A 16,665-nucleotide genomic window follows, 5' to 3' on the forward strand; every position below is an offset into this window, starting at 1 on the left:
TAGACACCTCAGTATCTTGGAAATATTTGTATGTCGCAGTTTATGTTACGTGCTCTTGAACTTGCTGAGAAAGCAAGAGGAAAAACAAGTCCTAACCCAATGGTAGGAGCGGTAATCGTCCGCGATGGTGCCATTGTTGGTGAAGGATTTCATTTGCGTGCAGGAGAGCACCATGCTGAAATTATTGCTTTAGAACAGGCGGGAGAAAATGCCCGCGGAGCAACCTTATACATCAATTTAGAACCTTGCTGTCACTATGGAAAAACGCCTCCATGTACAGATGCTATTATTGCCGCAGGTATTCGCCAAGTTCATATGGCAATTTTAGATCCCAATCCTTTGGTTCAAGGTAAGGGAAAACGTATCCTCGAAGAAGCAGGTATCGAGACATCTGTCGGCTGTTGTGCTCAACAGGCGCTACAACTCAATGAAGTTTTTTGTTATTGGATTGAGCATAAACTTCCATTTGTTATTGCTAAATTTGCGATGAGTCTTGACGGCAAAATTGCTACAAAAACAGGTCATTCTCGATGGATTAGTTCCCAGGAATCGCGTTTGTTTGGCCATAGAATACGCAATGAAATTGATGCAATTATTGTCGGGGCGAATACCGTAAAGAAAGATAACCCGATGCTGACAACGCGTTTAGAGAACACCGAAGTGCAACATCCTATTCGGGTGGTCATTGATTCAAAAGGAGGACTTCCTCACGAGGCAAAAATTTTTAGTGACGGTTTACCTGGACAGACCATTTTGGCAACAACAATCCCGCAGCGTTTTCCAAAAAATGTCGAAGTTATGGTACTACCGCAAAGTGATCAAGGTGTTTGCACAAACGCGTTACTGAAAGAATTGGGAAAAAGAGGGATTACTTCTGTACTTTTGGAAGGGGGCGGAACAATACTCTCTAGTTTTCTCGCCAATAATCATGTAAATAAAATATTAGCATTCATTGCGCCCATGATTATTGGTGGCAAAGAAGCTCCTTCACCTGTGGCAGGAGAAGGAATAAACTACATTGAAGAGGCATTTGTATTGAAAGATTTACAAGTGAGCAGATTAGCAGGAGACATCTTAATTAGTGGCTACTGCAAAAGAGGTGAAAATGTTTAGTGGTATTGTCGAAGAGTTAGGGAAAGTACGCAAAATAGCATCTTCTTCTTGGGAAATAACCGCAAATGTTGTTTTGCAAAATACAAAAATAGGTGATAGCATATCAGTGAATGGTGTCTGTCTGACGGTGACGACGTTTAACGAAGATAGTTTTACTGTTGATGTAACACCTGAAACAACACGACGTAGTAACTTAGAACTTTTACGTGCTGGTAGTGTCGTAAACCTTGAGCGCAGTCTGCGTGTCGGAGATCGCATAGGTGGTCATTTTGTCGAAGGTCATGTCGATTCTACAGCAAAAGTTAGCTTTGTAAAAAAAGAAGGTAATTCTTATGTAGTTACGTTCACCCTTGATGCAAAACTAATGCGTTATATAGTTGAAAAGGGATATGTTGCAATTGATGGGATGAGTCTCACGGTTGTCAATCCTCAAAAAGACTGTTTTAGCGTTGCTTTTATTCCACATACTTTTATGAATACGGTTGCGAAAAATTATTCTTATGGTACAGTTGTTAACATTGAAGTTGACATTCTCGCAAAGTACATAGAAAACTTCACAACTAAACGCACGAACACAACAATAAATAGAGAATTTCTCAATGAAAATGGATTTATGTAAGGATGGTATTATGACATCTGTTGTAAGCGAGCAAAAATTCGAAACTCACACAATTGAAACAGCGATTCATGAAATTCAATGTGGAAAAATGATTATTGTCGTTGATGATGAAGATCGCGAAAACGAGGGGGATTTAGTTATACCAGCAGAAAAAATAACCCCAGATATCGTCAATTTCATGGCAACACACGGACGTGGATTGATATGTATTGCACTTACCAAAGAACGTATCGAGAAACTACGCATCCCGATGATGATTAGTGACAAAGATAACAAGGACAAATTTCGCACAGCATTTACGGTTTCTGTTGATGCAAAAAACGGAACAACCACAGGAATCTCCAGTTTTGACCGAGCGAAAACAATTCACACGTTGATTGATCCACACGCAACAACAGAAGACTTGTTAATGCCTGGACATATGTTTCCATTGCGCGCTCACCGTGAGGGGGTGTTAGCACGTCCTGGGCATACAGAAGCTGCGGTAGATTTTGCTCAACTAGCGGGCATGTATCCTGCTGGGGTAATTTGTGAAATTATGTCTGAAGATGGAACGATGGCGCGTTTACCACAATTGCAAGTATTTGCCCAACAACATGATTTGAAAATTTTCACAATCGCCGAGTTGATCGCATACCGAAGAGAAAGGGAATAACATGGCAAAAATTTTTAGTGGAAAGTTAACTGGACAAGGTTTAAAAATAGCAGTAGTTGTCGCACGATACAATAATTTCATCACCGAAAAACTGCTTTCAGGTGCAAAGGACGCTCTTCATCGCCATGGAGTAGAAGACGAGGCCGTGGATATCGCATGGGTCCCTGGGGCATTCGAAATACCACTTATTGCAAAAAAACTAGCTTGTAGTGGTCGCTACGATGCGGTTGTTTGCCTGGGAGCTCTTATTCGCGGTGCCACTTCACATTTTGACTATGTTGCTGCGGAAGCTGCAAAAGGAGTTGCTGCGGCCTCTTTACATAGCGATACACCTGTTATATTTGGAGTTTTGACAACAGATAGCATCGAACAAGCCATTGAACGTGCCGGAACCAAGGCGGGTAATAAAGGTTTTGAAGCAGCAACTGCCGCAATCGAAATGGCAAATTTAAATAACACTTTATCCGAAAACGTCAACTAAAGACTTTATTAGGGAATATGTCACTTTGGCGCCTAAACGTCCTTTTTTCAAATATCTCAGCTTATTTGTTATTCTATGTGGGGGAGTGTTTTTTTCTGTTAGTAGCTTTCATTTTATGGAAGCTGTGGAATACGAAAACTTACAGCTTGAACTCCAAAAACGCGGTGACTCCTGCATCAATTCATTTAAGCGTGAGATTGTGCGCAATTTAGAAGTGCTGACCGGATTACAGGGATTTTTTTCGGCGTCACCTACGATTTCGCGTGATATGTTTTTTGCTTATACAAACTCTGTCTTAAAAGGACGCCCGAGTGTACAGGCTTTGGAGTGGATTCCCAGAGTAAAAACAGAAGACCGTTTGCGCTATGAACAGCTTGCTCAAAACGAGGGACTGACAAATTTTGTGTTTACTGAAAGAGATAACGGAGTGATGATTCCTGTAAAGAATCGTCAAGTGTATTTTCCGGTATACTACACAGCTCCACTTCAAGAAAACGAATCGGTCTTGGGCTTTGATTTATCATCAGATTCTGTGATAAAAAAAGCGTTACAACAAGCTATTAGCAGCAAAAAGATGACCGGAACCATCCCCATTCTTCTTATTCAAAGCAGAGAAAAACAAAAAGGTTTTATGGTGTTTATTCCTGTGTATGATAAAGTAGAGGGGGATAAAAGCACCCCGCAAATTTTACGCGGTTTTGTTGCGGGGGTTTTTGACATCGAAAAAATTTTTCAGGTGGCGATGAAGCATGCAGGTGGAAACGTTTCGGGTCTTTCATTTGCCATTTTTGACCGAACAAATAACCAGCGAAAATCTCTTTATCAAGATGTCTTTCGTTACGATCGCGTTTGGGCAACACACAAACAAACAATTCTCATTGCGCAACGCAAATGGCAAATGATCGTTTATGTGACAAGCCATTTTAAAACCATGCATCTGAAAAGTAACTCACTCGTCATTATGTCCATTAGTTTGTGCTTCACATTTATCATTTGTTTGTATGTTAAAGTGGTATTGGACAAGCATCAAAAAAACGAGGAAATTGTAAAGCTACGTACGCAAGAGCTTCAAACACGCGAAAATCAATACCAACAGTTAGAAAAAATGGCGAAAAAGATGGAGGAACTTGCACGAACAGATCCTTTGACGAAATTATTCAATCGCCGTTATTTTTTAGAAAAGCTTGAGGAAGAAAAAAATCGTAGTGGACGTTCGAGTAAACCTTTTAGTATCGTGCTTATTGATGTTGACCACTTCAAATCCTTTAACGACTCTTATGGACACAGTTGCGGAGATTTTGTACTACAATCTATTGCGAATATAATGAAAGAGACGATACGCAAACAGGATATTGTTGCACGCTGGGGAGGCGAAGAGTTCATTATAATGCTTCCTGAGACATCGATTACTGGATGTAAAACAGTTGCCGAAAAAATAAAAAATAAAGTAGCCTCGCAAGTATATACTTACCAAAATAAAGAAATGTCCGTCACAATCACCGCAGGGGTAGCAATGCACAATAGTGATAGCGACATCGATGAATGTATCAAGAAAGCCGATGATGCCCTTTACAAAGGTAAGAAACATGGACGCAACGAAGTTGTTATTGCTGACTAGTTGATATGCCGTAGTTGTTCACGATATACTTTCCTTACACCTAAGAAAAAATCAATGTAGTGAGGAAATTGGTAATCGGGGTATGTCCATGGCCAAGCATGATAAGTTTTTTGTTGGTAAAATAATTCCACCTCTGCATAAATTCCCGATGCTAAGTAAATGCGATGAGTGTAGTCTTTTGTAGTCGCCAGAATGACTTTGGCCGCATCTAAATATCCTGGATCAAGGTTAATCGGACGCTTCATATCCAGCGTTTCTTGAAATGATTCTTCTAATTCGTTAGAAAAAATTTTTATATCTTTTATCGTTTCTGGTAAAATCAAATCTTTAAAACTTATAAAAGTCTTATATAAATTTTTTCCCATTTCTTTTTCGTAGTAGTTGGTGTGTGAAAAATCCCAAATATCGCTAAAAATATCAATGGTGCCGTATTTTTTTGAAAGTATTAGGTAAGCGTCTTCAAAAACTTTTTTGTCGGCGAAAATGCAACCAACAAAAAGTTTAACGGGTTTAGGGGGTGAAATGTGTGCCATTTTTATATCCGTATCAAGGTAACTGTATAATGTGAAAAATTTCGTGGCATATGATTAATCTTGGAAGATTACATGCCTGGAACTACGCTCTGTAACTTAACCTCACCGTGAAGGTTCGTCAAGCTAGTTTTGTTAGAAAAGTTTATTTATGTATTTAAGGTAATTAACATGGGTTTTGAAGGAAGTTTAGATAGCGTTTCATTTGCCGACATTCTCAACACTTTATGCAAAATCAACAAAGAAGGTACTCTTGTTGTTTTCGATGACAAAAATAAAAAAATAATCCATTTTCGCGATAATGGTGTGACTCTTGTCGGAGACCGCCAGATGAACTTACTGGGCGAGAAATTGGTCCAGGAAGGGAAATTGAAAGATTGGGAGTTGGAAAACGCCATTGAGGAACAACAGCAAACAGGGCAAAATTTAGAGGTGATTCTTGTAGAACAAGGTTTAGTCGCTGAAGAAGAAGTGGAAGATTTCATTTATGAGCACATGGAAGAAGAGATTTGCGACATTTTCTTTTGGGAAAATGCTCGTTTTTCTTTCACTGATGGTCCTCCTTCAGAAAGTAACTTCGGTTCACAACAACAAGTTTCTTTCACCTTTGATGTGCAAAGTTTATTATTTCGCATAGCAGAGCAATTAGAAGAATGGAAAAAGATCCGCGAAAAAATACCATCATTAGATATCGTATTTGTGATCAAAGAAAATGATAGTTGGGGAGATGAAAATCTTGGAGATGAATTTAAGGAAATTCGCAAGCTTATTGATGGAACGCATGATATTCGCGATATTATTCGCATTACCAATTCTCCTGTGATTGCCGTTTGCGGGCTGTTTTCTTTGATGCTGTTACAAGATTTGATACAGCCAGCGGAATACGAAGATTTCGTAGCACGAGCGGAAGAGGCGCAGTTTAAGGGAAAAGTACAGCTACAAATTAACTTGTTGAAAAAAGCGCTGGCTTTAAATCCCAACGACCAAGAGATTATGTTGAACATTGCCAAGGCATATGAAAACATAAGTAACCAGAATCAAGCGGCTCATTGGTATTTAGACCTGAGCACTATTGAAAACGATGACGATAAAAAAGAGAAGTATATTGACAGTGCATTGCATTTGAATCCGAATATGGTCGTTGCCTATAGAGAAAAAATAGCGTTACTGAAAACGAAAAACAATTTGGATAAAGTCGTCAATGTCACCATGAAATTGGCCGATCTGCAGAAAAAAATCGGTGCGATTGTTGAAGCTATTTCTCTTTGTGAAGAATTTCGCGAACATCCTAACCTTACCTTTCAAAAATACTTGATGGATTTGTATATCGAAAATCAAAATGGAGAAGAAGCTTTTAAATCTTACATTTTGGTTCGGCAACTTGAAAACAAAGATGATCCAGAAACGCTACATAAAATTGCAAATATACCTGTTGAAAACCAAGAGGTACAAAAAAATATATTGCAGATGGAAAAGAGTCTACAGTGGGAAAAAAAGCGCAATTTTGTGTATACAATGCTCACGGCAAGTGTGGTAGTGGTTGTTGTTGTGGCATATGCGGTCTTTTACGAGTTGTCTGCACAGTCACTTCACAATTCGGCGAATGCTTTTTTCCAATTGAAAGAGTACAAAAAGGCCTTAAATTTAAACCAAGATATTGTGAATAACTATTCGTGGAGTACTGTATTCAACGATGCAAAAAACAACATCGCAAAAATTAATGCACACTTCGCCTTGATGAAACAAAAACAACGAAAATTAGAACAAATACAGTTTAAAAAAGTTGTGGAACGCCTTGAAGAGATCAAAAAAATTGTAGAAATAGGTCTTTTTGACAAGGCGCGCGCCAAACTGAAAGAATACGAGTGGGAGTATTCTTCCCCAAAATGGAGAAATCTACGCGGTCGCATAGACATTGAAATTGAAAACGTGCAAAATCTTATCGAAAAGGCAGAAAAAGATCAGCGCAAAAAGTCTTTACAAGAATTGCGCAATAAAGCCGTCGAAAAAGAGCAGAAGGCCGAGATTGCAGAAGCTCTTGAAATATGGCGTGAATTGCAAAAAATACCGCGATATAAAAAAGAAGCGACAGATGCCATTACTCGTATTGAGAAAAATGAAATTTCTATATTGTCTTCGGCAATAAAAAGCGAGTTTAAGAAAGCGGAGCAAAACGAAAGAGATGGCAAATTGCAGCTGGCATATGCAAATTACAAGCAAACAGAAAAACTTTTGCAAGAAATTAAAACGAAAACACTACTCGAACGCGATATTTTCTTTGTGACAGATACGCTACAGCAGGTGGAGAACGGTAAGAGCCGGATTGAAAAGTGGGAACGCCAAGCGAATCTTGAGTGGAACGAAGTTTTACAACTTCGCAAACGTTTAGAAATAAAGAAAGCGCATCAAAAGGCCTGGAAATTAGTTCAGGACACTCGTTTGTCAAAAACAAAGATTGCACAGCAAGTCAAGTTAGCCACGTACATTACCTCGACTCCCTCAGGGGCAAAGATAAAAAATACCGCGTTTGTAACGCCATGTTTTTACGAGCTAGAGAATGATGAACAGGAAATCGTACTCGTTCATAAATCCTTTCGTCAGCAAACCGCAACCATTAGCTGGTTAAATGCTGAGCACCACATTAAGTTGAAAAAGCCAAAGCTGTGGCGACAAAAACTAAAAGTTCGTATTTCCACCATGCCGGTTGTTCACAAAAAGAAAATCGTAGTGGCAGACACGCGTGGCCATATTCTCTCTTTATCGCAAAATAAAGGCAAAATAATATGGTCGTTTTCGACAAAGAAGGGTTTTGGAGACATTATTGGCGGAGTGGAGATTTATAACAACAATGTGTACTTCGGGAGTAATGACTACTACCTTTATAGTGTTGATTTACGAAGACGTCGCGAAACGTGGCGCTTTAAGGCGAACTATTTTGTACAAAATACTCCCGCGGTGGATGAAAAAAATGTATTTTTCGCCACAAACAAGGGGGATGTTTATTGCTTAAATCGTAGTTCTGGTAAACAAGTGTGGCGGAAAAAACTCGATAGTGCTGTATACTCGCAACCGGTTATCTACAAATCGCAAGTACTGTTTGTCACATTACGTGGTAACTTAGTGAGTTTGGATATCTTTAGTGGCGAAAGAAAGTGGAATACCAAAATTCTAGGAAAAGCTGTGTCCAAACCTGTAACCAGAGGGGAATTTGTATACATCACAACCGAAGAAGGCTACGTGTATTGTTTTGATATGGAGAAACGCGATAAAGTATGGCATAAGTTTTTGGACCAAAAAATCAATTTTTCTCCCATTGTCTGGGGAAAAAATCTATATGTCAGTAGTGAAAACGGTTTCATTTTTAGTATATCTCGTGACGACGGGGTTACAAATTGGAAAAAGAATGTCAATATTCAATCTAATTTAACAGTAGCTTATGATCGAGAGCACATGTATGGTGCCAATCTTCAAGGTGAGATTTTGTTGATTAATTTCGAAGGTTCTGTTGTTTGGAGTGAAAAATTAATGAAGGAGAGTAAAAAGGTTCATGTGGTTACCGACGAATATGCCACTTTTGTATTTTCTCAATCAGGTCAAATTCACGCAATAAAAAACTAAAGGGTAAAAATCAAAATGAATGTTTTAGACTGGACAGTTGTAGCTGTTTATTTATCATCAATGATTGCGCTTGCTATTTATCTAGGAAGATCGCAAAAAAATGAAAAAGATTACTATCTCGGAGGAAACGACGTCAACTATTTTGCGATTGCTATTTCGACAATGGCAACACAGTGTTCGACAAACAGTCTCCTAGGAGCCCCTGCTTTTGTTATATCTGTTGGTGGTTTGTTGTGGTTACAGTACGAATTGGCTGTACCACTTGCGATGATAGGTGTCATGATTTTTTTGCTTCCTTTTTTCCGTAAACAAAATATTATTTCCGTTTATGAGTATCTCGAAAAACGCTTCGGAGTAGGGACGCGGACTTTTATGTCGGTCCTTTTCCAATTTTTACGTGCGTTCGCCACTGGAGTTACCGTTTATGGTATCTCCATTGTCCTGTTTAAAATAACGGGAATTCCTTTTTGGATTTCGGTACTGATTTTGGGAATTATCACCATTATTTATGATATGTTTGGTGGAATGAAGGCGGTGATCTATTCCGATGTCATCCAAATGATCGTACTCTATGGTGGAATTGCTGTTTGTTTGTACTACGCGATTACTCTCACCGGAGGATGGGCAGAGATTTGGAGTATTCTTCCCGCAGATAAGGCAAATGCACTTGATTTTGCACACCATGGCTTTGGTGATGGTAAGACATATGCTTTTTGGCCGATGCTCATCGGTGGATTTTTTCTATACGTTAGTTATTATGGCTGTGACCAAACTCAGGTACAGCGTGAACTATCATCAAAAGATATCGATGACACCAATATGTCGCTTTTTGTAAACGGGGTACTGCGTTTTCCTTTGGTGGTTACCTACTGTTTTGTTGGGGTAGCTCTCGCGGCATTTATTGTCAAAAATCCTGAGTTTATAGAAAAACTGATTTTGACACCTGGTGGGCAACCCGATTACAATTTAGCCGTTCCGATATTCTGTACTACGTATCTACCTCACGGGATTATTGGCCTAATTATGGTGGCGCTATTCTCCGCGGCGATGTCCTCTCTTGACTCAACGATCAACTCCCTTTCGGCGACAACAATTCGCGACATTGTTGAACGCTTTTTTGTTGAAGGTGAAATGGATGATAAAACACAACTGCTATGGTCGCGAATGATGACGGTATTTTGGGGCGTTGTGTGTGTGGGATTTTCTTTCTTCGTTGGCAATATCTCCGATTCGATTATTGAGTCGATTAATAAGATTGGTTCTCTGGCAAACGGTTCTATTCTCGCGACATTTTTACTCGCAATTTTAACGAGAAAAGCAAACGGTGTTGGGGCTGTTTGTGGTATCGTGCTCGGTTTTGCTGTCAACACCTATTTGTGGATTTTTCATCCAGAAATTTCATGGCTATGGTGGAATTTCATCGGTTGTGTGGTTACTTTTTCTTATGGATACTATGTAAGTGTTCGCGTTGGCGGTGAAAAACTCAATCCTGAAAATATCGATGATTTGGTCTTCAGCAAGGATGCCAAGAAATTCTTTAACTACAAACGCAATTGGCCGATGTACTACGCTATTCTTGTAGGCTACTGCGTATTTATGATTTACATGTTGCAAATCATAAGTAGTTGGGGAGGCAAAGCATAGATGAAAATTGCTCTTTTACATTTTCGTGCTGGGGAAACCGATGGGGTTTCCCTAGAAATGGACAAGTGGAAAAAAGCTATTGGTAACATTGGTGGCGAATGCACAATTATCGCGGGTTCTGGAGGAGATTATAACGATCCGTATTTGAGCTATCGCCACGACGATGTCGTGAAGTTTTTTGCAAATGCTTTTACAAAACTATCGGTTACGGAAGACGAATTACGTGTAGCATACAAAGAAATTTATAGTCATGCATGCCGTGCGTTAACGTCTATTTTTAATTCTGTCAAGCCCGATAGTGTTGTGGTAAACAATATCTATTCACTTCCATTAAATCTTCCGCTAGCCGTTGCTATTAGCGATGTATGTGGAAAGCGCGGTATTGAAATTATTGGTTTTCACCATGATTTTTACTGGGAGCGCGAAATTTATAATGTGACTTGTCCATTTATCGCAGAACTTGTAGAAGAGTATTTTCCTCCGCAAAATTTAGCACGGCATTTAGTGATAAACTCCATTGCTCAGCAATCTCTTAGCGAGCGCAAAGATCTACCATCTAAGGTAGTGGATAACTACTTCGATTTTGAGGAAGTGACTTTTGCCAAAGACGATTACAACAGTCAGTTGCGTAGTACTTTGGGAATAGCGGAAAATGATATTTTTGCTCTACATGCGACACGCATTGTAAAACGCAAAAGCATTGAGTTTGCCTTGGAAGTGTGCGCACAGATGCAAAAATGTACCCAACGAAAAGTACACTTAATATTTCCAGGTTTAGAGGAGGATCCTCCTTACTACGAAATGTTACACCGCTATGCCAAAGAAATTGGTTTTTCCCCTACGTTTGTTCCCGATTTGTGTACGCATACGCGTAAGGAGGGAACATTTTCGTTGTGGGACTTTTATGTCACTGCCGATGTCGTAACGTATACAAGTACTTACGAGGGCTGGGGAAATCAACTTATCGAGGCTATTGCCGCAATGAAACCCATTGTGATCTATGAATACCCTGTATACAAGAGTAACATAAAGCCATTGGGCTTTGAGCTTTTTTCTTTAGGGGATTCATACACAAAGGCTGGAGATGTTTTGCAGCTTCCTCGACAAAGAGTGAAAGACACCGCGCAAAGTGTCCTTGAATTTATTGAAAATCCACAGCCTCAGATTTTGCAAAAAAACTATGATATAGCAAAGGAGCATTTATCTATAAATGCTTTAGAAAAAGTATGTTATCGTTTGTTTTGCGAAAAAAAATCTTCATGATGATACCAGATTTTTTATCAAACCCCTTAAGTAAAACTAGGGGTTTGTTGCTTTTTCATTTTACATTTTTGTTGTGGTAAAATTCGTCCATGCATCATAAAATTTCAGCCATCTTAAAAAAACATACAATAGTTATCCTCTCTACTTTTTCTCTCACAGGTGTGGTTGTTGTCGTTCTGTACTTATCACATGTTTACCAGACTTTCGAAGAAAATATTGCTTTACAAAATGCCAAGGATTACGTTAAGCTTTTGCGCATTTTTCGTAAGTTTTATACTTCAGAGGTGGTAAAACCAGCAAAAAAGCACGGAATGGAAATTACGCATGACTATAGAAATAAAAAAGCGATCCCTCTACCAGCCACATTGAGTATGATGATAGGTAACAAACTAGGCCAATCTAGCGATATTAAAACCTATTTGTATAGCGCGTATCCATTTCCATGGAGAAAAAACGAAGGGCTTAATGATTCGTTCCGTCGCGACGCATGGAAAAAAATAACGAATAACAAGGAAAAACCATTCTATCGTTACGAGTCGGCAAATGGTAAAAGGGTACTTCGTTATGCCAGTGCCGATATCATGCATCCAAGTTGCGTAAAATGTCATAACACTCACAAGCATACCCCAAAAAGCGATTGGCGTGTTGGCGATGTGCGTGGCATTGTTGAAATACGTTTACCCATGGATGTGTTCGCTACCGAGGTCAATAATCGTTTATTTTCGATTACAGCTTTAATTTTCGCTATAACCATACTCGGTCTAGTCGGAATAGCTTTTATTTTTAAGGAATTACGCAATAATTACCTTAAAATGGAGCAACACAGTGAAAAAATGCACGATGAAATAGAAAAACACAAAAAAACGGAAAAGAGACTTATTGAAAGTAAAAAATTATTAGAAGAAAACACTGTTTCGAAAACAGTGTTAGAGGAAAGCAATCGCCGTTATAAAGCGATTATTGAGGCAATCCCTGATCGGGTTATTGAATTGAGCAATTGTTATACGGATACAGAGTTGCCGCAAATCTTTTATGATTATTTTCATAAGGCGCAAAAAACACAGCAAGTGCAGTTTTTCAAGCTACGACAGAAAGTCGAAGGAGACTTACGTGACTATGAAGTTTATGTGAACGTGGTAAACGAGGACGAAGGACTCGCTTTCATTCGCGATGTTACTCAGAAGCGTTTGATGGAAAATGAAATTTTGAATATCAGTGAATATGAGCGGAAAAAAATTGGCCAAGATCTACATGATGACTTAGGGCAGCGCCTTGCGAGTATAGCTTATATAACGAACGTACTCAAAGATAAGCACCAAAAAATTGGTGGTGATATAAAAGATTTCGAAATGGTAGAGGACTTGATTCGCACATCAATTGAACAGTCACGAACTTTAGCCCGGGGGCTTTATCCGATTGAAATTGATGAGCATGGAATTATAGGTGCGCTGCAAAAACTTACGCAGCAAACGCAGCAGTTGTACAATATAAAGTGCTCTTTGCATGTCGCAGTACAAGAGATTACCGTAAAATCCATTGTTCGCGAACATTTATATCGTATTGCACAAGAAGCAATCCACAACGCGGTGAAACACAGCAAAGCAGAAAAAATTGATATTTCTCTTTACGAGGATGAGCAACTAACCCTAACAATTAGTGACAATGGTATCGGTTTTCCCGAAGTTATGGAGAAAAAACACGGTATGGGATTGAACACCATGCGTTATCGCGCCAATAGACTGCAAGGTGATTTATTTATCAATAGTACGGTGGGTAAAACCTCTGTAATTTGTAAAATACCGAGAGGGGATAACAATGAGTAAAAAAATACAAGTATTCTTAATAGATGATCATCCTATCCTTCGTCATGGATTGACCCTTCTCCTTAACCAGCAGGAAGACATACAAGTCTGTTTAGAAGCGTGTAACTTTATTGAAGTAAAGCAAAAGCTTCCCACGAACAATGTCAATGTTATCATTTTGGATTTATCTCTGGAAGAGGTAAGTGGCCTGGAGGTACTAAAATGGATTCGCGAAAATTATCCGTCACTTCCCGTATTAATTTTGTCAATGTATGACGAAAATGTCTACGCCGAACGAGCGTTGCGTTCTGGAGCAAACGGTTATATAAGTAAACAATCTCCTCCGCCAGAAATTATCAATGCCATTCGCACTGTTCACTCCGGAGAAATTTACTTAAACCACCAAATGTTTTCCAAATTACTCTCCAAATATTTAAATAATAAAAATGATAACGACTCGCTTTTTGAAAAGTTAACAAAACGTGAACTCGAAATTTTTCGTCTCTTTGGCGAAGGAATGACAGTGAAAGGTATCGCAGAAAAATTGCATATCAGCGTAAAAACAGTAGAAACACATAAGTTAAACATTAGAGAAAAACTGAACTTCAGTAAAGGTGAAGACGTGATCCGCGTAGCAAAAATATGGATTGCCACGGGAAATTTACCGAAATACCTATAAAGCATTTATTCATGGCTTTTGCAAAGTCTAGACCTACTTTGTTGTATTTATGCTTTGTCTGAGATGAACTCATCTCTTAAAATAAGAGAGATCTTATAAAAAAATGAGTAGAATCCCTTATTGTGAGATTTTTTATTTTTACTATAGTAAATAAACGTTTTACCTCTATATAAAGAGTTCTATCAAATCACCACTTAATATTTTTGCGGCACTGAATTGTATATTGATGACGCAAGACTTATAAACACCATTGTGATTTAATCTATCGTAATGCAAATTATTGCGATAGATTAAGTGCTATTTTAAAAAAGGAAGAATACATGAAATTCTCCAAAGCTGAATATATTTGGCTCGATGGAGCACAACCAACCGCGGCTCTACGCTGTAAAACACGCATACTGCCTTATTTTTCTCCTGTGGATGCCAATCTCGATAAATTTCCAGAGTGGGGTTATGACGGTTCATCCACTTACCAGGCAGAAGGCCATTCATCTGACTTAGTATTACGACCTGTACGCGTTGTCAATGACCCGATCGAAGGAGAAGGCAACTACTTGGTACTTTGCGAAGTTTTTGATGAGCAAGGTAAGCCACACGCGACAAATACCCGTGCAGTATTACGTGAAGTTCTCGATAACGGCGGTAAGAAACACCAACCATGGATTGGTTTTGAACAAGAGTACACATTTTTCAGCAATAACGGTCATCCATTGGGATGGCCACAGGGGGGTTATCCTGCACCGCAAGGACCTTTCTATTGCAGTGTCGGAGCGAAGAACGCTTTTGGAAGAAAAATCGTACGACGCCACACCGAGGCTTGTCTGGAGTCTGGTTTGTCCATTTATGGTATTAATGCTGAAGTAATGCCAGGACAGTGGGAATTCCAAATTGGTTATCGTGGCATTGAAGGTGAATCAGCAGATCCACTGACAATTTCTGACCATTTATGGTTGGCGCGTTGGCTGATGCACCGCATTGCAGAAGACGAAGAAGTTACGGTTTCTTTTGACGCAAAACCGGTGAAGGGGGATTGGAATGGCGCGGGAATGCACACAAATTTTTCGGTGAACGAAACGCGAAAAGAAGGTGGATTAGATTTCATTCACAATGCCATTAAGTCTTTAGAATCGAAACATATGGAACATGTTGCTGTATATGGACATGGTTTAGATGAAAGACTTACCGGTTTGCATGAGACATGTCATATTACAGAATTTAAGTCCGGGGTGTCAGACCGTGGAGCTTCTATTCGCATACCTCTTCATGTACAGGAAAAAGGTTACGGTTACTTTGAAGACCGTCGTCCTAATGCAAATGCCGATCCTTATCAAGTATCTGCGCGTTTAGTGAAGACGGTTTGTAACGTATAATTTTATTGCAAAATTTCACTTTGTGAGCGCAATTTTGCGCTCACAAAATACGAATTTATTTCCACATCGCTTGATGTAAAAGAACACCATTCGCCATGTTGACTTTCTTTGGCTTCACCACATTAATACCCAACTCCGCCATGAATGCTTCTACTAATATCATATTGCTAATTTCAGTACTAGCATATTTGCTGCCGATATCGGCGTCTGTCTTACCAATACCGTTGTATACTAGAGCTTCAGAAAAAGCACTTATTCCATATTTATCTCCCATTTTTAGCTGACCGCGAATGCTATAGTAGTGTACGCCACCAATACCTAATACGTGAGTCTTTCCATCTTTCAATTTGTCTTTGATGGCTTGAGGAACGTTCTTTGCCACTCCACGAGCATATTTATGTGCTTTCTCTTTTTCTTCTGAGCTTATGGGATTGGGAGAGTTGCCGTCTTTTTTTTGTATCTCTTTAATGATGTGATTTGCAAAAGTAACGGAAGCGAGGTTTCCTTTATAAATCACATGCTCATTATCCTTAAGGGCTATCATTTGCATACTTCCTGCTCCGATATCCCACACGACGACGTTCTGTGCTTGTACATCTTCTCCTGCTAGAGCACCATAAAAACCTAAAACAGCTTCTTGCTCTTGGGTAATGATGGTGACATGAATCCCTAATACCTTCGAAATAAAATCCGCAAACTCTTTACCGTTTTTCGCGGTGCGAAAAGAAGCTGTTGCCACTGCGCGGAATTGTGTGGCGCCTTTTTGTATTGCAGTCCACTTTAGTGTTGCTAAAGTTAGAGTTCCGAGGTTTCTTATTTCTTTGCTAAAGGAGTCCTGCCCTTCCAAAGCTTCTTGGTAGTCTACTTTCTCATCTTGGGTATAAATAATTGTCATTTTATTTGTTGTAGTATCAACATCTGCAACAACCATTTTCGTTGAGCCAGATCCGATATCAAAAGCGGCACGCCGTACTGTTTCGGCATGGACGAAAGCCATCAGGATGACAAGCGTTAAAATAATCTTTTTCATATGTTTCCTTCGTAGTTTTAGAGGGGTTAAAAGGATAGTGTAAGTGCTACTTCCGGCTAAATGCTTGATATTTTTGCCAGTTTGTGATAATTATTATTGCTAAAAACAAAATTGTCAAGTATAATATCTTTTAATAAAAAACGTAAAAAACAATATTTTTTTTATTTAAATAAAAAACTAAATTGTTTGTGTTTTTGTTTTTTATATAAAAAATATAAAAAAATACGTTTTTTATTAAATTAA

General features: G+C 39.0%; 12 protein-coding genes and 1 pseudogene. 11 read left to right on the top strand and 2 right to left on the bottom strand.

The window, feature by feature from the left end; all coding sequences use genetic code 11:
- Window positions 1-30: 30 nt before the first annotated feature.
- From ribD to UABAM_RS04690, 5 genes and pseudogenes are all read left to right on the top strand, one after another.
- Window positions 31-1,113, top strand: coding sequence for a bifunctional diaminohydroxyphosphoribosylaminopyrimidine deaminase/5-amino-6-(5-phosphoribosylamino)uracil reductase RibD (gene ribD, locus UABAM_RS04670; RefSeq protein WP_151966838.1), 1,083 nt, complete (start codon window positions 31-33; stop codon window positions 1,111-1,113).
- Entirely contained in the window at window positions 1,106-1,732 is a 627-nt protein-coding gene (locus UABAM_RS04675) for a riboflavin synthase (protein ID WP_151966839.1), read from the top strand. The genes ribD and UABAM_RS04675 overlap by 8 nt, the downstream gene beginning before the upstream one ends.
- Window positions 1,733-1,742: 10 nt before the next feature.
- Window positions 1,743-2,384 (top strand): annotated as a pseudogene (gene ribB / locus UABAM_RS04680) (3,4-dihydroxy-2-butanone-4-phosphate synthase); the annotation flags it as partial.
- 4 nt (window positions 2,385-2,388) lie between these two features.
- Window positions 2,389-2,868 (top strand): 6,7-dimethyl-8-ribityllumazine synthase, encoded by a 480-nt coding sequence (gene ribH / locus UABAM_RS04685; protein WP_151966841.1) that lies wholly within the window; start codon window positions 2,389-2,391, stop codon window positions 2,866-2,868.
- Window positions 2,869-2,953: 85 nt separating this feature from the next.
- On the top strand, window positions 2,954-4,486 hold the full coding sequence (locus UABAM_RS04690) for a sensor domain-containing diguanylate cyclase (RefSeq protein WP_151966842.1): 1,533 nt from the start codon (window positions 2,954-2,956) through the stop codon (window positions 4,484-4,486).
- Here the strand turns inward: UABAM_RS04690 and UABAM_RS04695 are convergent.
- The gene (locus UABAM_RS04695) at window positions 4,483-5,019 is read right to left on the bottom strand and encodes a DUF4416 family protein (RefSeq protein WP_151966843.1); all 537 of its coding nucleotides are present in this window, start codon (window positions 5,017-5,019) and stop codon (window positions 4,483-4,485) included. The two genes, UABAM_RS04690 and UABAM_RS04695, sit on opposite strands and share 4 nt — an antisense overlap.
- A 168-nt stretch (window positions 5,020-5,187) precedes the next feature.
- On the opposite strand from UABAM_RS04695, the gene UABAM_RS04700 reads away from it, so the two are divergent.
- From UABAM_RS04700 to UABAM_RS04725, 6 genes are all read left to right on the top strand, one after another.
- Window positions 5,188-8,634, top strand: a complete 3,447-nt coding sequence (locus UABAM_RS04700) for an outer membrane protein assembly factor BamB family protein (protein WP_151966844.1) — start codon at window positions 5,188-5,190, stop codon at window positions 8,632-8,634.
- Between the two features lie 15 nt (window positions 8,635-8,649).
- Entirely contained in the window at window positions 8,650-10,278 is a 1,629-nt protein-coding gene (locus UABAM_RS04705) for a sodium:solute symporter (protein ID WP_151966845.1), read from the top strand.
- The gene (locus UABAM_RS04710) at window positions 10,279-11,541 is read left to right on the top strand and encodes a glycosyltransferase family 4 protein (protein ID WP_151966846.1); all 1,263 of its coding nucleotides are present in this window, start codon (window positions 10,279-10,281) and stop codon (window positions 11,539-11,541) included. It abuts the gene before it with no gap.
- Window positions 11,542-11,630: 89 nt separating this feature from the next.
- On the top strand, window positions 11,631-13,364 hold the full coding sequence (locus UABAM_RS04715; protein WP_151966847.1) for a c-type heme family protein: 1,734 nt from the start codon (window positions 11,631-11,633) through the stop codon (window positions 13,362-13,364).
- Window positions 13,357-14,022, top strand: coding sequence for a response regulator transcription factor (locus UABAM_RS04720; RefSeq protein WP_151966848.1), 666 nt, complete (start codon window positions 13,357-13,359; stop codon window positions 14,020-14,022). Before UABAM_RS04715 ends, UABAM_RS04720 begins: the two co-directional genes overlap by 8 nt.
- 320 nt (window positions 14,023-14,342) lie before the next feature.
- Window positions 14,343-15,392 carry a glutamine synthetase beta-grasp domain-containing protein gene (locus UABAM_RS04725; RefSeq protein WP_151966849.1) on the top strand — a complete coding sequence of 350 codons (1,050 nt, stop codon included), beginning with the start codon at window positions 14,343-14,345 and terminating at the stop codon, window positions 15,390-15,392.
- A gap of 55 nt (window positions 15,393-15,447) precedes the next feature.
- On the opposite strand, the gene UABAM_RS04730 is transcribed toward UABAM_RS04725, so the two are convergent.
- Entirely contained in the window at window positions 15,448-16,422 is a 975-nt protein-coding gene (locus UABAM_RS04730) for a Ppx/GppA phosphatase family protein (RefSeq protein ID WP_151966850.1), read from the bottom strand.
- Window positions 16,423-16,665 lie beyond the last annotated feature (243 nt).

Origin of the sequence: Candidatus Uabimicrobium amorphum (assembly GCF_009002475.1) — a bacterium.
Classification (GTDB): Bacteria; Planctomycetota; Uabimicrobiia; order Uabimicrobiales; family Uabimicrobiaceae; genus Uabimicrobium; species Uabimicrobium amorphum.